This window comes from Streptomyces sp. NBC_00258, from assembly GCF_036182465.1.
In the GTDB taxonomy this organism is placed as follows: domain Bacteria; phylum Actinomycetota; class Actinomycetes; order Streptomycetales; family Streptomycetaceae; genus Streptomyces.
This window is the reverse complement of the sequence record NZ_CP108081.1, coordinates 2,171,679-2,190,516: the sequence shown is the minus strand read 5'-3', so window position 1 is coordinate 2,190,516 and position 18,838 is coordinate 2,171,679. Positions and strand designations below refer to the sequence as shown.

The 18,838-nt window shown below is 71.3% G+C and carries 20 protein-coding genes; 6 read left to right on the top strand and 14 right to left on the bottom strand.

Features of this window, described 5'->3' with window-relative positions:
- Window positions 1-23: 23 nt before the first annotated feature.
- From OG718_RS10175 to OG718_RS10165, 3 genes are all read right to left on the bottom strand, one after another.
- Entirely contained in the window at window positions 24-533 is a 510-nt protein-coding gene (locus tag OG718_RS10175; RefSeq protein ID WP_143641080.1) for a mycothiol transferase, read from the bottom strand.
- 88 nt (window positions 534-621) lie between these two features.
- Entirely contained in the window at window positions 622-1,032 is a 411-nt protein-coding gene (locus OG718_RS10170) for a Zn-ribbon domain-containing OB-fold protein (protein ID WP_143641303.1), read from the bottom strand.
- A gap of 107 nt (window positions 1,033-1,139) precedes the next feature.
- A complete protein-coding gene (locus OG718_RS10165) occupies window positions 1,140-1,871 on the bottom strand; it encodes a TetR family transcriptional regulator (protein ID WP_328847720.1) in 732 nt (243 codons plus the stop codon).
- A gap of 239 nt (window positions 1,872-2,110) precedes the next feature.
- Between OG718_RS10165 and OG718_RS10160 the strand changes: the two genes are divergently transcribed.
- Complete coding sequence (locus OG718_RS10160) at window positions 2,111-3,136, top strand: hypothetical protein (protein ID WP_328843957.1); 1,026 nt, start codon at window positions 2,111-2,113, stop codon at window positions 3,134-3,136.
- Window positions 3,137-3,179: 43 nt separating this feature from the next.
- Here the strand turns inward: OG718_RS10160 and OG718_RS10155 are convergent, their stop codons facing one another.
- The 3 genes from OG718_RS10155 to OG718_RS10145 all read right to left on the bottom strand — a co-directional run bounded on the left by OG718_RS10155 (window position 3,180) and on the right by OG718_RS10145 (window position 6,095).
- The gene (locus OG718_RS10155; RefSeq protein ID WP_328843956.1) at window positions 3,180-4,433 is read right to left on the bottom strand and encodes a hypothetical protein; all 1,254 of its coding nucleotides are present in this window, start codon (window positions 4,431-4,433) and stop codon (window positions 3,180-3,182) included.
- 58 nt (window positions 4,434-4,491) lie between these two features.
- A complete protein-coding gene (locus OG718_RS10150) occupies window positions 4,492-4,881 on the bottom strand; it encodes a hypothetical protein (RefSeq protein WP_143641084.1) in 390 nt (129 codons plus the stop codon).
- 281 nt (window positions 4,882-5,162) lie between these two features.
- The gene (locus tag OG718_RS10145) at window positions 5,163-6,095 is read right to left on the bottom strand and encodes a MurR/RpiR family transcriptional regulator (protein WP_186001335.1); all 933 of its coding nucleotides are present in this window, start codon (window positions 6,093-6,095) and stop codon (window positions 5,163-5,165) included.
- Window positions 6,096-6,294: 199 nt separating this feature from the next.
- Between OG718_RS10145 and OG718_RS10140 the strand changes: the two genes are divergently transcribed.
- Together OG718_RS10140 and OG718_RS10135 are read left to right on the top strand one after the other, a co-directional pair.
- Window positions 6,295-7,005, top strand: a complete 711-nt coding sequence (locus OG718_RS10140; RefSeq protein ID WP_328843955.1) for a ribonuclease H family protein — start codon at window positions 6,295-6,297, stop codon at window positions 7,003-7,005.
- Window positions 7,006-7,104: 99 nt separating this feature from the next.
- Window positions 7,105-7,299 carry an antitoxin gene (locus tag OG718_RS10135; RefSeq protein ID WP_143641087.1) on the top strand — a complete coding sequence of 65 codons (195 nt, stop codon included), beginning with the start codon at window positions 7,105-7,107 and terminating at the stop codon, window positions 7,297-7,299.
- 106 nt (window positions 7,300-7,405) lie between these two features.
- Here the strand turns inward: OG718_RS10135 and OG718_RS10130 are convergent, their stop codons facing one another.
- From OG718_RS10130 to OG718_RS10115, 4 genes are all read right to left on the bottom strand, one after another.
- Window positions 7,406-8,311, bottom strand: coding sequence for a hypothetical protein (locus tag OG718_RS10130; protein WP_328843954.1), 906 nt, complete (start codon window positions 8,309-8,311; stop codon window positions 7,406-7,408).
- Between the two features lie 156 nt (window positions 8,312-8,467).
- Window positions 8,468-9,805 carry an alpha/beta hydrolase family protein gene (locus OG718_RS10125; RefSeq protein ID WP_328847719.1) on the bottom strand — a complete coding sequence of 446 codons (1,338 nt, stop codon included), beginning with the start codon at window positions 9,803-9,805 and terminating at the stop codon, window positions 8,468-8,470.
- Between the two features lie 333 nt (window positions 9,806-10,138).
- Window positions 10,139-11,017: a poly(ethylene terephthalate) hydrolase family protein gene (locus OG718_RS10120; protein ID WP_143641089.1), complete on the bottom strand. Its 879-nt coding sequence runs from the start codon at window positions 11,015-11,017 to the stop codon at window positions 10,139-10,141.
- A 71-nt stretch (window positions 11,018-11,088) separates the two neighbouring features.
- Window positions 11,089-12,243, bottom strand: coding sequence for a helix-turn-helix domain-containing protein (locus OG718_RS10115; protein WP_306936106.1), 1,155 nt, complete (start codon window positions 12,241-12,243; stop codon window positions 11,089-11,091).
- A gap of 323 nt (window positions 12,244-12,566) precedes the next feature.
- Between OG718_RS10115 and OG718_RS10110 the strand changes: the two genes are divergently transcribed.
- Window positions 12,567-13,883, top strand: a complete 1,317-nt coding sequence (locus OG718_RS10110; RefSeq protein ID WP_186001337.1) for a helix-turn-helix domain-containing protein — start codon at window positions 12,567-12,569, stop codon at window positions 13,881-13,883.
- A gap of 33 nt (window positions 13,884-13,916) precedes the next feature.
- Here OG718_RS10110 and OG718_RS10105 read toward each other — a convergent pair whose 3' ends face one another.
- The 3 genes from OG718_RS10105 to OG718_RS10095 form a co-directional block, all read right to left on the bottom strand.
- A complete protein-coding gene (locus tag OG718_RS10105) occupies window positions 13,917-14,651 on the bottom strand; it encodes an ankyrin repeat domain-containing protein (protein ID WP_143641092.1) in 735 nt (244 codons plus the stop codon).
- Window positions 14,652-14,784: 133 nt separating this feature from the next.
- Window positions 14,785-15,441, bottom strand: coding sequence for a DUF3105 domain-containing protein (locus OG718_RS10100; RefSeq protein WP_143641093.1), 657 nt, complete (start codon window positions 15,439-15,441; stop codon window positions 14,785-14,787).
- A gap of 89 nt (window positions 15,442-15,530) precedes the next feature.
- Window positions 15,531-15,911 (bottom strand): hypothetical protein, encoded by a 381-nt coding sequence (locus OG718_RS10095; protein WP_143641094.1) that lies wholly within the window; start codon window positions 15,909-15,911, stop codon window positions 15,531-15,533.
- 137 nt (window positions 15,912-16,048) lie between these two features.
- Here OG718_RS10095 and OG718_RS10090 point away from each other — a divergent pair, with 137 nt between their 5' ends.
- Together OG718_RS10090 and OG718_RS10085 are read left to right on the top strand one after the other, a co-directional pair.
- Window positions 16,049-16,663: a TetR/AcrR family transcriptional regulator gene (locus OG718_RS10090; RefSeq protein WP_328843953.1), complete on the top strand. Its 615-nt coding sequence runs from the start codon at window positions 16,049-16,051 to the stop codon at window positions 16,661-16,663.
- Window positions 16,660-18,051, top strand: coding sequence for an MFS transporter (locus OG718_RS10085; protein WP_328843952.1), 1,392 nt, complete (start codon window positions 16,660-16,662; stop codon window positions 18,049-18,051). Before OG718_RS10090 ends, OG718_RS10085 begins: the two co-directional genes overlap by 4 nt.
- On the opposite strand, the gene OG718_RS10080 is transcribed toward OG718_RS10085, so the two are convergent.
- Window positions 18,042-18,728, bottom strand: a complete 687-nt coding sequence (locus OG718_RS10080) for a hypothetical protein (RefSeq protein ID WP_143641097.1) — start codon at window positions 18,726-18,728, stop codon at window positions 18,042-18,044. The two genes, OG718_RS10085 and OG718_RS10080, sit on opposite strands and share 10 nt — an antisense overlap.
- Window positions 18,729-18,838 lie beyond the last annotated feature (110 nt).

Genomic DNA, 18,838 nt, shown 5'->3' with positions numbered 1-18,838 from the left:
GGCTCACGGCACGGCCGTCGTCCTCAACGGCTCTCCAGGATCCCCCGTGCGAACGCCGCCTGGCCCACGTGCTGCAGGTCGTCGGAGAGCACGCTGACCAGGCGGGCGCCCAGGGTGACGGGCGGGGACCAGTTCTCGTCGACGATCCGGTCCAGGTCGTCGGCGCGCAGGTCGCGCAGGGCGGCCAGCGTCTGCTCGTGGACGGCGTCGTAGTAGCCGAGCAGCAGGTCGCCCGAGTCGACCTGGACCTTGGCGACCTGCCGTGGGGTGTGGCCGTAGCCCGTGTCCCGGCCGGGCAGGCCCAGGGCGAAGCGGTCCGGCCAGTCCTGCGAGAGCCAGACCTGTTTGAGGCCGAAGGCGTCGGCGACGTGGTCGTCCTGGACGCGGGTGAGATGCCAGACCAGCCAGGTGATCGAGTTGGTCCGGTCGTCGAGGCGGGTGTTGAGGTCGTCGGGGGAGAGGCCGTCCACGGCGGCGTGGACCTCTTCCCGGATGCGACCGTACGCGTCGACGAGAACGTCCTTGGCGTGCATGGGCTCCTCCACGCTCTCCGCGGGTTCCTGACCCTGCCCAGTGTCCCCCGTGGATCCGCCACGCGCGTCGCGCCGGTGTGAGCGCCGGTCAGTGCCAGCCGGTGTACGGCTCCTCGACGAGCTTGAACACCGGTTCGCGGCGGACCGGGTCCAACGCCGTGGTGAGCTGGACGCGGTCGCCGGTACGGATCGCTATGAGCGGTCCCGAGACCCGGCCCCGGACGGTGAATCCCTCCGCCATCTCGACGAGCGACACATTGCGCGCGCCCGGAGTGTTGCGCTGGACGACGGTGGCGTGACGGATGACGCCCAGGCCCGCGCTGCGCTCCGTGCGAAGGTCGCTGCCCTGGCAGACCGGGCAGAGCAGCCGGTGGAAGGTGGCGGTCCCGCACCAGCGACAACGCTGGTAGAGGAGCCCTTCCTCGGCGGCCGGGCCGCTGGTCGTCGTCTCCGGGTCGAGTACGCCCGTCGTGGTCCCGCTTCCTCGGTGGAACACGATGTCATCTCCCTGCGCCGGGCCGGAATCTGAAGAAGTGCGCGGAGCGCCGTGCACGACCTCAGATTATGGCACGCAGTGCCACGCGTAAAGGCACTCAGTACCCTGAATCAGTCGGGATTTCGACCGAGAGCCGTCTCGACCTCCTGGACGACCCTCCACATCGGCGCACCGCGCCTGGAGATGACGACGACCACGTCGTCCCCCGCCGGCTCCTTCACCGGCTCGTCGGCAGGCTCCTGCGCCGGTCCGACGGGCCCGGGGTCCGGACCGAAGACCTGCTGGACATGGGCGAGCGCGTGGTCCACCTCCGCGGACGCGTCGCTCTGGCCGTCCGAACGCAGCCAGGACCGCAGCCCGTTGTTGTGAGCGGCGACCACGGCCGCGGCGATCACGTCGGCCCGAAGCGTCCCGTCACGACGACCGGCGAAACGCCCGCGCAGATACTCGGCCAGCGCGCGCTCGTACCGCCAGACCACCGACAGTTCGTACGTCCGCAGTCCCGGGACCTTCTTGGTCAGGCGGTAGCGCTGGACGGAGAACGTGGGGTTCTCGGCGTACATGCGCAGCACGACGCGAGCGGCGTCGCAGACCCTGGCCACCGGGTCGTCCGCACCTCCGCCCTCACCACTGCTGTTGCCGTTGTCCTTGCCGAGGAAATCGTTCATCTCGGCCAGACAGCGCTCGTGGTCCGGGAAGACCACGTCCTCCTTGGACGGGAAGTACCGGAAGAAGGACCGCCGTCCGACCCCCGCGAGCGCCACGATCTCGTCGACGGTGGTCTGCTCGTACCCCCGCTCCAGGAACAGCTGGAACGCCGCCGCGACGAGGGAGTCCCGCATCGGCGGCTTCGGAGGTGCCACATCGGCCGCCTGGTCAGGGCGGGGTGCCTCGCTCATGGTGGGGAACCTAGCACCGGACGGGGAGCGGATGGCACTCGGTGTGCTCCGATCAGGGAACTGAGTGCCATGCCCGGCCGGGGTCGGGTGCGCGCCGGTCCGAGGCGCCGAGTAGGGTCCGGGCCTGCCCGGCCGTGAGGCCGGAGCGAATGCCGGTGCGGGTGTGACGGGGGTCGGAAACGGTGCGGCGCTGGATCAAGGTGTCGGTGGCGGCTGCGGCGGTGCTGGGCATCGGCGGCTACGTGGCCGAGCCGTACGCACGGGACTGGATGCTGGCCGGCAGTGCGTGCGGTGGGGCACTGCCCCGGGACGTCGTGGACCGGCTCACCCCGGACGACGCACACCTGGAGAGCGAGGAGTCCCGGCAGACCGGCGCCCTGGGCTCCTACACGTGCGACCTCACCATGGAGGGCGACGAGGTGAACGACTCACGCCTCATCGGCATGGAGGCGTACACCCGGCGCGACGACCAGGACCGGGAGCTCTTCCGCGCCTTTCCCGAGGAGGGGTTCTCCTCGCAGTCCGCGGTGCCCGAAGGCCTGCCCGGGTTCATCGACCGCCTCGGCGTGATCCAGCTCCTGATGCCCTGCCCGGACCTCCCCAAGGACGCCGAAGGGCGGCAGAGCAAGCTCCTGGTGCGCACCTGGATGGGCCGCGACACGCTGTACGGGGTGCCGGGAGCCGCTTACCAGGCGGTAGTCGCGCTCGCCAACTCGGCCTCGGACCGGCTGGGTTGCGGTGCCGAGCCGCTCAGGGCGCCGAAGGGGAACGCGGTGCCGCCCGCCCTCGGGGACGAGCCCGAGGCCGTGCCGCTGACGCGGGCCAAGGGCACCGGCTGTGAGTGGGTGACCAGGGCGGGCCTGCCGGAGGACGGCGACTGGCGCGTCGAGGCAGGTATGAACGACTCGGCGCCCACGGGACAGTGCGACCTGAGCAGTGAGGCGGGCGACTACGGGAACGACAAGGGGATGTACTTCGTCGCCTGGTACGGCGACTGGAGCAACCGCCTCGTCTTCGAGGACAGCAACGGCGAGTTCCTGTCGACCACGGCCACTGCCCGCTGCGACGGCGAGGCCGCCAACTTCGCACTCAGCGCCTCCGACGACATCCCCGGCGTCGACAAGGCGGCCGAGCAGCGCATGTTCAAGCAGTTCGCGCAGGACCAGGCGAACCGGCGAGGCTGTTCCGGGCTCCGGTTCCGCTTCTGACCGCTTGCCGGCCGGTAGATCGCCCCGCTGGTGGCCCGTCCCGCTAGTAGATCGTCATCCACAGCGCCCGTACGTACCAGTCGTCCACCAACTGCCGCATCGTGGCGGCGCGTTCGGCGGACACGTTCCGATCCTCGGCCCACCCTTCGAGGACCGTGAACAGCTGGTGGCGGCCGTCCATCAGGTCGCCCCGCACCGGACCGACGGCCTTCCGGTCCGCGATGTCGCCCATCGGCGGGCGGTCGTCGAGCTGCCGGGACGCGGGGCGGAACGTGCCACGCGTGTGCTCGCGCACCGCCTTGTCGAAGGCGGCGAGGTCGGGGATCGTCCCGTTCCTGACGTACGCGGCGCGGTACTTCATGAGGTTGCCGATCCGGCCGGACATGTCCTGGAGGTCGTTGTCCGGCCAGTCCTGCGGAGTCGACTCGAAGCGCTTGTCGGTCGGGGGGCGGAAGTCGGGGTCGCCCCCCGAGTCGGTCAGACGCTCCAGGTAGTACGCGAAATAGGCGCGCTCGGCGTCGTAGAGGATCGCGAACGCCTCCGGATCCTTGGCGAGTTCGGCGACGAGGTACTCGATGTTCGCGTCGGCGTCCGCGTGGCTGTCGCTGTGCTCGAAGACGACGTGTGCCTCGTCGGCCGCCAGGAAGCGTCCGTACCGGGAATAGCCGTTCGGGTCGAGCAGGGCCTCCTCGGCGGGCACCGCTGGGCGGTTCGCGTCGTCGTCGCCGAGCGAGCCGTCGCGCCCCGAGTCCACCACGTACTCGGCCAGCATCCGCGCCACACCGGGCGCGAGACCGTCGGGGATCTCCGCGTCGTGGAGGACCGCCGCCACCGCGTACGCGCCGCGGGCCTGCGCCAGGGTGTGCGGTGCGCCCGAACTCTTCGCACGGGTGGCCGTGTTCACGATGTCGCCGAGTACGCGGGCGCCGTCGTCGCACACCTTCCCGTGCGCCAGCAGCTTTCTGACCGAGCCGAGCCGTTCGAGGTCCTCGCCGGGATCCAGTGCCCTCGTGGCGGCCGTCGCGTCGTCGGCGAGCGCCCGCGTCGAGGCGGGCAGCCGCCAACAGGGCTTCTCCGAACCGGAGTCGGCGAGCGCGAGCGGAAGGGAGACCCCGGCGGCGAGGACGACCACGGCTCCGCCCACGACGGCCCAGCGGCGCTTCCGCGGTTGCCCCCGCAACGAGAGGCGCGACGAGAGACGCCTCGTCAACGATCCGAACCGGCCCCGAGGTTCGGCCGACGGCTCCTCGTCGAGACCGTCAAAGCCCTCGTCACTCCCGCTTCCCCCATCACGCATCCCGGCAGACTAGCGAGCGTCCGCAGTCGCGAACCCGCCGGGTCCGCGGGCGACCGGCTCAGTGGCCGTGGCGCGTGTTGTGGCTCTCCACCAGGGCCTGGGAGACGACACGTACACCCCGGGCGATGTGGTTCAGCTGCGTGAGCTCGGCCGCGTACAGCTTGATCGTGTTCTCGATGACGGACTCCGGCATCCCCAGGGCGGGCAGCTCGGCCCGGGCGCTGTGCAGCGCGGTGCGCACGACCCGGATCTCCTGTTGGAGCTGGATCTGCGCGTGACGGGCGAGCAGCACGGGCTGACGGATCAGCAGCGGATAGCTGGCGTAGCGGGAGGGCACCAGGTCGCGCAGCCATTTGGCGGCCGATCGTTCCCAGTCCCGGTTGCCGGGCGTCTTGACCTGACACGGCCAATCCGTGCTGATGGGGGAGTACGTCAGGGACATGGACATCGCTTCCGAGGTGGCCGGCGGGTGGTGAGGGTGGTTCTTGGCGGCCCCGGCCTAGGGGATGGACCGGGGCCGCCACGGGCGAGCGTGAGCGGTGCCCGTTCAATGCGCCCGGGGCCGATGCGAGAAGGGAGCGCGGTCCCGGGCCGACCAGGACCCCACCGGATCCCGATCAGCGAGAAGTATTCATATATACCGTCCGGTACGCAAGGGTATGAAAAAATTCATGTGGAGGTACGGCTGAATCGCCCCTTGCGCACACCGGTCATCACATGCCGGAGAGGTCAGTCCTTGACGAAGAAGGCGTGCTCGTCCGCGACCTGTTCGTAGTCCTCCAGGCGGGCCTGCGTACGCTCGGGATCGGCGTCGGTCATGGCCTGGAGCAGGGCCGCGGACAGCACGACGGGCGCCGCGTACGAGTCGAAGACGAGGCGTGAACCGGTGCCGGTGGCGAAGACGACGTCGGCCTCGTCCGCCAGCGGTCCCAGCCCCAGGTCGGTGACCAGGGCGACACTGAGCCCGGCCCGCCGGGCGACCCGCATGGCCATCAGCGTCTCGTGCGCGTGCCGGGGCATGGTGAAGGCCAGCACCCACGTGCCGCCCGCCTCGCGCGACTGGAGCAGGGCGTCGTACGCGACACTGCCGCCGCGCGTGACCAGCCGGACGTCCGGGTGGATGCGACGGGCGGCGTACGCGAAGTATTCGGCCAGCGAACCGGAGATCCGCAGCCCGAGGATGGTGAGCGGGGTCGATTGCGACAGCGCGCGGCCGGTCTCGATGACCTGTTCCGGGTCCGCGAAGTCGCGGCGCAGGTTCTCCAGGTTGTCGATCTCGGCGTCGACGGCCGCCTGCAGTTCGTTCGGCCGGGCCGCCTCCGCCTCCTCGGCGGCCTCGGGCGTGCTGGCCAGCTTGCTGAGTGCGATCGACTGGAGGCGCTCGCGCAGCGCGGGATAGCCGCTGAAGCCCACCGCCGTCGCGAAGCGGGTCACCGAGGGCTGGCTGACGCCCACCCGCTCCGCGAGATCCGTGATCGACAGGAACGCGGCCTCGGTGATGTGCTCGATCAGGTACTGGGCGATGCGGCGCTGCCCGGGAGAGAGCCGGGGGCCGTCGAACAGTGCCCGCAGCCGTGTGGTGGGAGCGGCCTCCGCCTCCGGGACCGCTTTCCCCGCGCTGATCGCGGACGCCTGCGCGCGGGCCTGCTGCGGCGATGGCACCGATGCGCCTCCTTCGTGTCCCACTCAGGTTCAACATAACTCACAGGAAGGGGGGTCCGGCGGACAGTTGCGCGTGGTCAGAGGGCCGCTGTCCGGACGGTTTTCCGGGGTGTGCTTCGACGCCGCGACGAGACGGGTCCCGGGCCGGACGGACTCGCCCCCGACCACCCGCCGTCCCGGAGGTACCCCGACCCCTGGCATGATCGAGCCCATGGGTGAACGCGTAATCGCCGCATGCGACGGGGCATCGAAGGGCAACCCGGGCCCCGCCGGCTGGGCCTGGGTCATCGCCGACGGGACGGGTACCACTCCCACCGAGTGGGAGGCGGGACCGCTCGGCACGGCGACCAACAACGTCGCCGAACTTACCGCGCTGGAGCGGCTGTTGACCTTCGTGGCCCCGGATGTGCCACTGGAGATCCGGATGGACTCCCAGTACGCCATGAAGGCCGTCACGACCTGGCTGCCGGGCTGGAAGCGCAAGGGCTGGAAGACGGCGGCGGGCAAGCCGGTGGCCAACAAGGAACTCGTCGTACGGATCGACGAGCTGCTCGACGGCCGCTCGGTCGAGTTCCGGTACGTGCCCGCGCACCAGGTCGACGGCGACCCGCTCAACGACTTCGCGGACCGGGCCGCGAGCCAGGCGGCCTTCGTCCAGGAACCGGCGGGGAGCGAGCACGGCTCTCCGGAGCCGCCGAAGTCGCCCGCGGCCAAGAAGACGGCCAAGAGCGCGGGACCGCCGCGCAAGCGCACCGCGTCCTCCTCCGCCGCGTCGGCCTCGTCGTCCTCGCGCACGCTCAAGGCCAAGTTCCCCGGCCGCTGCCGCTGCGGCCGCTCGTACACCGCGGGCGAGACCATCGCGAAGAACCCCGATGGCTGGGGACACCCGGAGTGCCGCACCGAGGCCTAGGTCCAGGCCCCTGACCGGCTGTTTTCCCGCCCGGATGCGAAATCAGCCACCTGCGGTGACCCTGGAGGCGTGGGGGTGAACTGATCAGGAGGATGACTCATGTCCGTTATGGACAAGATCAAGGGCATGCTGAAGGGCCACCCGGACCAGGCCAACAAGGGCGTCGACAAGGCCGGAGACTTCGTCGACGACAAGACCCAGAGCAAGTACAGCGGTCAGGTCGACGGCGCCCAGGACAGGCTCAAGGACCAGTTCGGTTCGAACCCGGACCAGGACCGGCCGCCGCAGTCCTGACACCGCGACGGCACGATCGCGCACCGGCGGCGAGGGCCAGCCTCGCGACCGCCACGGGCCGGTCCCCTTGTGGGGCCGGCCCGGTGGTGTTCCTGGCGCCAAGTGGTCAGTGCCCGCGGGCACTTGACCGCGCGCAACCGGCCGTCGGGCCGGCGAGCATGCCTCCGGTGTAGAGGCTCTGGCCCCGGGGCATCCAGTAACCCAGCTTGGACACGACGGTCGTGCAGACGTCCGCGAGCCGGGCCCGGACGACCACCGTGGAGGGACGGCCCGGCTGGAGGTCGGTGAGGGCACAGTCCAGGGCGTACATGCTGCGGGCGCTCGACGGATAGCGGCCGACGAGCGGATTGACGCAGCGCGGATCGGACGTCGTCAGCTCCACCCCCGAGGCCTCCTCGCCGATGAGCCCGAAACGGGCGCTTCCGTCCCCCTCGTCGCTGTCGCGGGAGACGGTGTACGTCACCGTCGTGGTCGTGTTCGGCCGCAGTGTGTGCCGGTCGGCCTCGATGCGATGGGTGGCGACGGGCTTCGGGTCGGTGAGGGTCAGGCCGGCGCGGACCGTGCCCCGCAGGTCGACGCCCGCGGGACCCGCGGGCGTCGAACGTACGTGCACGGTGGCGCTGACCTCGTACGTGCCCGGACCGGGGTTCTCCCTGCCGCCCGGAAGCGGGCCGGTGGCGACCGTTCTGCCGTCGCGTCGCAGGGTCCAGGTGCCGGACGTCCGACAGGTGTACCGGACGGAGGATCCGGCCCGCCCGCAGGTGGCCGGAGCCGACAGGGACGTACCGGCGCCCCCGCCGCTCGCGCACAGGCTGACGGAGGCGCGCTGCCCGCCCTCGCCCTTCAGGGTGCCCGCGGGGGCGCAGAGCATGGCCGGCGGGGGCGGCTCGGGTGCCAGGGTCCGGTGTGCGGCTCCCGCCGGCTGGCCCACGGCGGTCCAGCCCGCGGCGGCCAGTACCGCCGCCGCGGTCAGCAACAGGGGTGTCCTGCGAGGCGTGGGGTGGGACGGCATCGACTCCTCCTCCGGCTCCGGGGCGCCAACGGCCGGACATGCGTCGGTCGTGTGCGCTCAGGCGTGGTCGCATGCGGTCGAACGTGGTCGCACGCGTCGAGGAGAGGATGCGGGAAGCGCGGACGGCCGGACCGTTCCCACGCCGGGCGGGACGGGTCAGGGCCGGTACGCGTCGCCCGGATGGGCCAGGTCGTAGGGGCGCAGGTACGGGGTGGGGCGGTACGCGCTGTAGCGGGCCGGAGTCGTCGGATCGGCCTGCGCCGCCCGTGAGTTGAGGGCGTCGGCCCCCGTGTCGCCCCATCGGCCCGTGTCCACCCGGTGCTCCAGCGCGTCCAGGGCGGCGACCTGTTCGGCGGGGCTGAACGTGCAGTGGCCGGCGTTGTCGACGTACGCCTGGCGCAGCAGCGGGCGCGAACCGCCGGCCGTGGCGGCGCGCAGATAGGCGCTCTCGGTCTGTACGGGGACGAGTGCGTCGCCGGTGGTGTGGATGGTGAGCTGAGGCTTCGTCAGCCGGCCGGTGAAGGCGCTGGTCCGGCTCATCCAGTCGACCGCCTTCTTGTCGGCCTTGACCCGCGGGGCGGTGTTGAGCGTCTTGAGGTCGGCCTTCAGGGAGCGCCCGGCCGCCTTGTAGAGGCCCTTGACCTCCTTGTACGCCGAGGACGTGCGCAGCAGCTTGGCGTAGTCGACGCCCGTGTTCCAGGACGAGTTTCCGCCCGCCAGGGTCTCCGTGTCCTGGCGCCAGCTGAACGCCGCGGTCGCGAGGAGGCCCCGGACGGCCGTGTACTGGTTGGCCTGCTGCGCGTTCCAGTCGTCGGGAGCGGGGCGGGGCTGGGAGGGGTCGTTCCAGCCGGGGATGTTGTGCAGGGCCGCCGCGAGGGCGATTTGGGCGCGGCCGTCGGCGGAGGTCTGTGCCTCGGTGACGACGCCGGTCAGGGTGGTGGCGGCGGTCGTGGCGGCTGCCTGGTCGCGGAAGCCGGCCAGGGGTATCGAGGCGTCGGGCGCCAGGAGGGTCTTGAGGGCGAAGACCGGGTCGAGCGTGTTGTTCCAGTTGGCGACACCGCCGTGGACCAGTCCGCAGGCGGACAGTGATCCGTGGATCCGGTCGCCGTGGCGCTCGGCGATCTTCGTGGTCACGAACCCGCCGTACGACTGGCCCCAGGCGAGGGTCCGCCGGGCCTCCCCGAACCGCTCGGTGAACGCGTCGAGCGTCGCCAGCTGGTCCGGCACCGCGTGCTCCACCGCCCAGCCCGTGGTGGCGTACGAGGAACCGACCAGTGCGTAGCCGTCCTCGAGGAGCAGCGCGCGGGTGGCGGGGTCGGTGACGTTCTGGGCCGGATTGGGCGCGCCCTTCGGCCGGAAGCCGTGGCTGAACAGGAGGACGGTGCCGTTCCAGCCCGCGGGGACGTCCATGACGTACGTCGCGCCGGAGGCGAGCGTGCCCTCGACGTGGACGTCCTCTGCGGTGGCCGGATGAGCCGGGGCCGCGGTCACCATCAACAGGACGGCGACCGAGAGGAGGAGGCGGCGATTCACGAGGGGATCCCTTCAGCGGTGGGGGGCATGACGGCGCAACCGGCGGTGCCCTCAGGGCGGTTGGCGCGACATGCGCACAGCGGGCTTCCTGTGACGGGGTGGGCACAGTGAAGCTAGGCAGTATTGCGGCAGTGGTCAAGAATTTGCGCAACATGACTTCACGGTGATGTGCGCGAACCGCGGTGCCCGCCTGCGGACGCACGTGTGCTCGCCGAGGTCCGCCGGGACCTCGACGAGCACGTGTGGGCCGCGCGGTCCGCGTACGGACCGCGCGACCGTCCCCCCTGGGGTGGGCTATCCCGTGGGGCAGGTGTTCCGGTACTCGCTGATCTGTGTGTTGGGTGCGGGTGCCGGGCAGAGGAACTGCTCGTACCGCACGTCCTCGTCGACGAACCGCTTCAGCCAGGCGATGCTGTACTTCGCGATCGTCACGTTGGAGCCGAGCGCCACGTTGTGGTCCGCGCCCCGGAGCTCCACGTACGCCTTCTCCGGCGCGGCGGTGAGGCTGTTGTAGAACACCTCGGCGTGCGAGGCCGGCGAGGCGATGGCGTCGTTCTCGGCGCTGATGATCATCGTGGGCACCCGGTCGGTCTGCCAGGTCTTGTCGTTGCTCCACGGCATGAGCGGCACGGCCGCCTTGAGCGCGGGGCGTGACTCGGACGCCTTGAGCGAGCCGCCCCCGCCCATCGAATGCCCCATCACCGCAAGGCGGTTGGGGTCGATGCGGTTGCGCACCGAGCTGGATTGGACGAGGTAGTCCAGCGCGTTGAGCATCTGGGTGGCCCGGTCGTCGGGCTGGTCGAAGCCCGAGTTGGTCTCCAGCGTCAGGACGACGAAGCCCTGTGAGGCGAGGCGGGGGCCGTACCAGCTGATCAGCGCCTCCGGTGTCACGAAGCCGGGGCTGACGACGACGGCCCCGAACGTGCCCTGACTGGTGTCGGTGGGGTAGTAGGCGGTGCCCTGTTTGAAGGTCGGACCGTCGACGGTGGTCTGAGCCGTGGCGAAGGGACCTCGCTCGGCGGTGATGGACTGTTCGGTGGGGTCGGGGCCCCGTTGGAAGTCTCCGGGCCCGGCCTGGGCCTCCTGGGGAAGGAGGCCCAGACCCACCGCCAGAGCGGCGGCGCCGGAGAGGAGGCCGAGGCGTTTCGCTGCGCGGGTGCTGGCATGTCTCATGCGGCCAGAGCATGCTGACCGAAAGTCAGTACCGCTTCTGGTTCAACTGCTGAATTCCGTACGGAAGTTTGTCAGGGCAGTAAGGAACGGCGCACTGACCTGCTGCGCAGCGCCAGCTGAACGTCGAACCGGAATGCCGGGTCGTCGAGCTTGTCGCCGTACAGCGCGGCGAGTTGGCGCAGCCGGTTGCGGGCGGTCTGCGGATGGATGCCCAAGGTGGCGGCGACTTCCGGGGCGGTCCGCCCACCGGAGGTGAGCAGCGCGTCGAGCGTGTCCGTGAGCCGCTCCGCCTTGCCCGGCGGCAGGGTACGCAACGGCTCGAGTACCTGGTCGGTGAGGAGAGTTCCGATCGGCGAACCGTGCAGTAGGTGCAGTTCCGCGAGATGGTCCTCGGCCTTGAGCCTCCCGAGGCGCCGCCCCAGCCGGGCACAGTGCAGCGAGACCCACGCCTCGTTGAGCAGCACACTCGGGCCCACCGCCACCTCCGTTCCCTCCAGGACGGTCAGCAGGCTGTCGTCGGGCGCCACCAGATGCAGTTCGCCGCCCCGGCTCACCCGCAGCACGTCCTCGTGGACCGCGGTCAGGTCGGCGGAGGCGGGCAGTACCGCGCACCGCACCCGTTCCGGCAGCGGCCAGGCGGCCCTGCGGGCGAGATCGGGAAGCGGTTCCGCGAGCGGATCCCGGTTGCGTTCCAGCAGCCGCGCGGCGAGCAGCCGCCGGGTGCGCAGCACCTCGTCGGCCGCTCCGGCCCGCGCCTCCTCGAAGCCCGCCACCGACCCCTCGGCCATCGCGTGGATGTGCGTGAGCACGGCCTCGCTCAGCGGGACGGCGATCTCCCCGGAGAACGCGGCCTCCCGGGCCACGTCCATATAGCGGCGGCACGCCACCCGGGCGCCGATCCGGTACGCGGCCTGCAGCCCGTCCATGCCGCGCCCGCTCAGGTACTCCAGTCTGCCCAGCCGCTTGAAACGCGGCACATAGTGCTGCTGCGGCGCGTCCGGCTCCTCCACCAGCTCGGTGAACTGCGTCGCGGCCAGCCGGACCGCCTCGGCGAGGTCATGGGCGACGGCGGAGCCGATCGGCTGCCGGTAGCCGCGCACCTCTCTGCGGATGGCCTGCACCATCTCCGTGGTGAGCTCCGGAAGCCGGGCCCGGAGCAGCGGGGCGAGCGCCGGAGGCAGATCGTGCCAAGGGCGCCTGGATAAGAGCGGATCGACAGCAGACACGTCCAACTCCCTTACTAGACCCTGTGGTCGAACTCCCGTCTGCCCTTGCGACGCCGTGTGCGCATGCGCACACGGCACGCCGAGAGCACGATTGTGCGAGCTCTCGACTTCGCTCGACCAGGGGGACCCCCATGCCGCCGAAGGGCCCGCCCTCCGGGCGGACGACGGGAGTTGGCGACAGGGCCTAGCACGGGACAGTGAGTCGTCGTGGTCCGGAGTGTAAGCCGGGTGACACTTTCGCCGCCGGTCCGCGCGCGGAATCTGGCGTACGTCACACAGGTCCCGGAGGCTGCCCAGCCCCACGGGAATCCACGGGAGGCCCCTTGACCCCCACGCACGAACGGGCCGCGCGCACCAACACGCACGAACGATCCGCGCGCACGAAGGACCCGCACCCTCAGTACACGCCGCTCCCGGGCGAGATGCGGCGGATGCTGCTGCTGCACATGCCGGCCGCCATCGACGAGATGGAGGAGGCAGTCCGCACCGGCCTGCCGCACTACACGCACATCGTCGACGGCACATACGGCTACTCGGTGCGCCAGATCATCGACCGCACGGTCAACTGCTTCGTCTCGATCCACGACACCGGTCGGCCCGGCCCGGCCGCCACCGCCGAGATCATCGCCCTGTACGAACGCATCGGCGCGCGGCACGGCCGCCTGGGCTGCCCCCTCGACGTGTTGCGGGACGCCCTCGACCTGGCGGGACGGGTGGCGTGCCGCCGGCTCATCAAGGACGCGTACCGCCTCCACTGGCCGGCGCCCCTGCTGGCGACGCTCACCGAGGACACGTTCACCCTGATCGGGACGGCCATCGCGGCCGCGACACGCGGCTACACGGAGGAGAGCCACCGCGCCCCGCTCGACGTACAGCGGGACCGGCTGCGCGACGCCCTGGTCGCTGAACCAGACGACCGGGCCCGGCCGCTCGCCGAGCTGGCGGCGGCTGCCGACTGGCGGCTGCCCCGCACGCTTGCCGTCCTCGCCCTGCCACCGGGCGACCATCCGCAGACACACGTCCTGCCGCCCGAGATCCTCGCCGACCGCAGCCCCGCCGCGCCCTACCTCATCCTGCCCAACCCCCGTACGCCGGGCCCGCGTTGGCTTCCGAAGACCAGGGGGGCGGCCCTCGGGCCCGTGGTGCCGGCCGACCGGGGCGCGGTGTCTCTGCGGTGGGCGCGGCGCGGCCTGGACCTCGTCGAGCGCGGGGCTCTGCCCGCCGACACGCCGCTGCGCTGCGTCGACCACGTGGCCGTCCTCACCGCGTTCCGGTCGGGCGACCTCCTCGAAGCCGCGGCGGCCGAGCTCCTCGGGCCGCTCCTGGAACTCCCGCCCCGCCGCCGCGAACCGCTCCTCGAAACCCTGCTCGTGTATCTGCGCTGCGGCGACAACGCCGTCCTCACGGCGGAACGCCTGCACGTCCACGAACAGACGGTCCGCTACCGCCTCCGCCAGATCACCCAGCTCACCGACGGCAACTGCCCCGACTCCGAACGCCACCTGGAGACCATGCTCGTACTGACCCGGCTGCTGTCCCCGGGCACCGCGGACCGGGGCACGGCCGGATGGCGGGCCGGGGCGGGCGAGGCGGTCGACGCGGCCCGCGCGCACCCACCCGTCCGGCCGAGACAGGCGTAGGCACGGCGCCGGGCCCTGATCCCGTGCGAACGGTCAGGGCAGCTCGGCGCGGCCCCTCGCACCGTGCTCCCGCAGCCACTGGACGACCCCGTCCGCGTCGGTCGTCCGTGCGATGTCGAGAGGGGTCTTGTTGTCGTAGCCCACCCAGTCGAGATCGGCCCCCCGCGCCAGCAGGTAGTCGGCGGCGGCCAGTTGGCCACCGTGACAGGCGCCCCAGAAGGCACGGGTGACGGCGTCGCGGCCGGGCGGTTCGGGTCTCTCGACGACCTCCTTGACCCGGTCCAGCAGACCGAGCGTCGCGGCGTCCATGAGGGTCGTACGCGCGCCCAGTTCCACCAGCCGGTACGCCGCCCGCCACTGGCCGAAGCCGCGGGCGTCGGCGAGCGGTGTGCCACCGCCGATCACGGCACCCGTGGCTTCGATGTCGGCGCCCGCCTCGACGAGTGCGTCCAGTACGGGCACGTCGTTGCTGCTGGCCGCCCAGTGCAGCGGGGTCTCCGAATGGGCGCCCTCGAAGCGGGCGTTGGGGTCGGCGCCCGCCGCCACGAGGACGGCGACGACGGCGGGACCGTTCGGGTAGTGGCCGGGCCAGTCCGCGGCGATGTGCAGCAGGCTGCGCGACCCGGCCCCGGCGCCGCGCCGCACGATCCGCGTGTCGGTGAGGCCGGGGTGTTCGGCGAGGCACTGCCGGAGCGTCGGCAGGTCACCGCCGCGGATCGCCTCGGTCACCGCGACGGACAGCGGATCCTGCGAGTCGAGCGTCTCCATCTCACGCCTCCTGCTGAGGACGTCCCGTCGGGGACGTCCTGCTCGGGATCGGAACGATGCGCCTGGGGTGAGCCTGCCAGAGACGGAGGTACGGCGTGGCGCCGGGCCCTCGGAAGAGCCCGGCGCCGGCACGTCAGGACGCGTCGATCCCGTTCGTGCACGCGGCCCCCGGCTCCGGGGTCTGCGCGCCCTGCACGTACTTCGTGAGGAACTGCTGGACCCGCGGGTCGGACGCCTTGTCCACGGTCAGCTGCTTGCCCCAGGCCGACAGCATGATGGCCCCGGCCTGGTCCTTCACCGGACTCATCAGCGTGTACGGGGTCTTGGCGACCTTGTCGGACAGCGTCTTCACATCGGCGTCCGCGGCCTTGTCGTTGTACGTCACCCAGACCGCGCCGTGCTCCAGCGAGTGCACCGCGTTCTCGTTCGGTATCGCCTTCGTGTAGACCGAGCCGTCACAGGTCATCCACGCCTGGTTGTGGTCGCCGCCGACCGGCGGGTTCATCGGGTACGACACGGCCTTCGCGACATGGTTCTGCGTCAGCTTCTTCGCGTTCCAGGACTTCTCGCCCTTCACGGGCTTCTTCACGGCCGCCTGCTGCTGCTCGTCCTTTTCGTTCGCCTTGTTGAGGCCGTAGGCGCCGAAGGCGACCAGCCCGACGACGATGGCCGTGCTGACCGTGATCGTGAGGATACGGTTTCTGCGCTCGCGGGCCTTCTCCGCCCGCCGCAGCTCCTCCACGCGCGCCTTGCGCGCCGCGGCGGCCGACTTCTTGCTGGTCCTGCTCATGGGAATGCGTTCCTTGTCCCCGCCGCGCCGGTTCCTTCGGGCGGCGGTGGGTGAGGGGTCGGACGGACGTCTCGGTCATGGACGTCGGTCTAGATCCGCTGCACCTGGAGGACATGGAGATCGGGAGCGCCACGCGCGGGCGGCAGGACGGGGACGTGCGTAGCCACGGCAGGGCGCGCCACGACCGGCATACGCGGCAGCACCGCGGGCAGGGGGTGCGCCCCCACGGGGAGTACGGCCCTCGCCTCCCGGGTGGGCAGGCCGCAGCACCGGTCGTGCTCGGCGGGGGAGCCCAGCCGTTCCTGGGCGACGGAGACGGTGACGACGGGATCGGCGACCGGAGCCGCCCGGCCGTGCGAGGGCACGTACCCCAGACACATCACCAGCGCCGCGAGCAGCACGGCGAGGGCAGGGCGCAGCACCGCGTCCCGCGTGACGCGGTGCGGTCGCCGGTGCGTCCTGCTGCTCATCACGGTGATGGTATGCGGTGCGCGCGACGGTGGTTCGCGGGCCCCGCAGATCGGCCGGGCACACACCTTCGCTCAGCGGGGAACGCACCCGCGGTCGAGAGTAGACACTGTCTACGCGCCACTGGTAGACAGTGTCCATGACCGAACAGGAGGCGGGACTTCGAGCCCGTTTGGTGGCCGTGGGCGTGGACCTGGTGACCCAGGAGGGGGCACAGGCCCTCTCCCTGCGGGAGATCGCCCGCAGGGCGGGTGTCTCGCACGGCGCGCCGCGCCGCTACTTCCCGACCCACCTGGAACTGCTCTCCGCGATCGCGCGAGAGGGATTCGCCGAACTGGGGGCCGAGGTCGCCGAGGAACTGCGGGGCGGCAAGGAGCCGGGAGGCGGTGAGGAACCGGACGGCCGTGAGGCGAGCCCGCGTGCCCAACTCGCGGCACTGGCCCGTATCTACGTCGACTTCGCGCTGTCGCACCGCGGCATGTACGAGCTGATGTTCCGTCACGACCTGCTGGAGAGCAACAGCCTGGGACTGCGCGAGACCAGCCTGCCGCTGTTCAACTCCCTTGCCGACCTGGTGAGTCGGGTACGCCCCGACATGCGGGCGCCGGACGTGGCGGGCGCCCTCTGGGCCAACCTGCACGGCATCGCACAACTGTGGGGCTGGGGCAGTCTCCAGCTCGCGACGGGGGCGGACGGCGTCGAACCCCTCGTACGGGCCGCCCTGGACGCCCACCTCGGGCCGGAGCCCCGGTGAACTCGGCGCGAGACCAGCGCCTCACGCTCACCGCGGGCATCACCGGGGCCGCGCTCGTCGCCCTCGACGGGACCGCGCTGACCGTCGCACAGCCCAGCCTGGGGCGTGACCTCGACGCCTCGTTCGTCCAGATGCAGTGGACGAGCACCGGCTATCTCATCGCCGTCGCGAGCCTGCTCGTCTTCTCCGGACGCCTCGGCGACCGGTACGGACACCGACGGGTTTTCGCCCTCGGAATGCTGGGCTTCGCCGTCACCTCGGCGGCGATCGGCCTGGCACCGGGCGTGGGCTGGGTCATCGGCCTGCGTGTCGTACAGGGGGTCTTCGGCGCGCTGCTGCAGCCGGCGACCCTGGGCATGCTGCGCGCCGCGTATCCGCCCGACCGCCTCGGTATGCCGATAGCCGTGCGCACCAGTGCCATCGGGGCCGCCGCCGCGCTCGGCCCGCTGGTCGGCGGGGCGTTGGCAACCCACTTCGGCTGGCGGTCCGTCTTCTTCCTGGGCCTCGTCCCGGCGCTGGCGGCGGTTGTGCTCGCCCTTGCGGCGCGGGTGCCGAGGGAGGCCTCGGACGTCCGCCTCGACCTGCCGGGCGCGTGCCTGCTGGGGGTGACGCTGGTGTGCCTGGTCCACACCCTCGTCGGTCTGCCGGACACCGGCTGGACGGCCGCGAGCGCGCTCGGACTCCTCTGCACAGCTGCCGCGTGCGCCGCCTTCGTCCGCCACGAGCGGCGTACGACAGGGCCGTTGGTGCCGCCCGACGTGTTCCGCTCGACCACCATCACCTCGGCACTCGGCGTCCTGCTCACCGCGTCGGCGGTGCTGTTCGGCGCGCTGTTCCTCAGTACGTACTACCTCCAGGACGTTCTGGGCCTCGACCCCCTCCGCGGCAGCCTCCTCGCGCTGCCGCTCGCGGTGGCCATGGTGGTCGGCGCGCCGGTCTCGGCCGTACTGATGCGACGGTACGGACCGCGCCGAACGACCGTGGCGGGCATGGTTCTTGTGGCCCTCGCCACGCTTCTGATGTCCCGGCTCGACCAGACGTCGGGCTCCGTGGCGATCGGCGGCTGCTTCCTTCTGCTGGGGGCCGGCTTCGCCCCCGTGATGGTCACCGCGACGGCGGTCGTCGTGCGGGAGGCGTCCGTGCGGTCGGTGGGCGTCTCCGGCGGACTCCAGCAGACCGCGATGAACATCGGTCCGGCTCTCGGGGTTGCCGTGGCCACGACGCTCGCACCGGCCGGTGCCTCCGAGAGGGGAACCGCGCTGGCCGTCCTCGCCGCGGTCGCCGCACTCGGCGCGCTACTGGCCACGGGACTGCCTGCCTCGGCAGGGAAAGGGCGCCCGGACCCCGCCGAGGGTCCGGGCGCCAGAAGCACAGTGGGTCACCCGTAGAACGGCCCCGGTGTACTCCACGTCGTCGTACCGAAGACGTTCGCGTCGTCAATGCTGATGTTGACGTTGCTGACCTTCAGCCCGTACTGGGTCGCGGTCATGCCGGCCGGGCAATTCACCTCCACGGGAGGGAAGTTGACGAAGAAGTGCGGGCCGAACTCGCCCTCGTTGTTCCGGTGCCTGGACAGGATCCAGTTGCTGTCCGGCTCGTAGTACCTCGAGCCGAGGCGTTGCTGCTCGGTGCGGACGACGAAGCTCGTGCCGTGGTCGAAACTGCCGTCGGCGCGGAGGCACCCGAAGGTACGGGCGGTGTCGGCGTGCGCCTGGAAGTAGTTGGCGGTGCTGTTGAGGCCGGCCAGATAGCCGGGCTGGTTGCGGACGTTGTGCAGGACGACGCCGAGCTTGAAGCCCCCGCAGCCCGCCGTCGGGTCGTAGTCGTGGTAGATGAGCTGGCACTTTCGGTCGCCGAAGTAGGCGGTCGGATCCGGGTTGTAGGGCTGAGGCACCACGGTCCCGTAGAACTTCACGGTCGCCGAGATGCCGCCCTCGGTCGGTGCCGGGATCTCCACGGTGGTCGTGGCGTGGGCGGCGCCCGTGCCGGTCAGGACCAGAGCGAACCCGGCGAGCAACGCGATGATCAGCCGTGCCGGATGTCTCAGCACACGCTTGTTCCCCATAGCTGACTTCCCCCCTGTGCATGTCATGCACATTCACGCGAACGGTGACCATCGCACGCTAGCGGCACCCACCACCCCATGAGGGGACAAACAGCTCAGCCCTCACAACC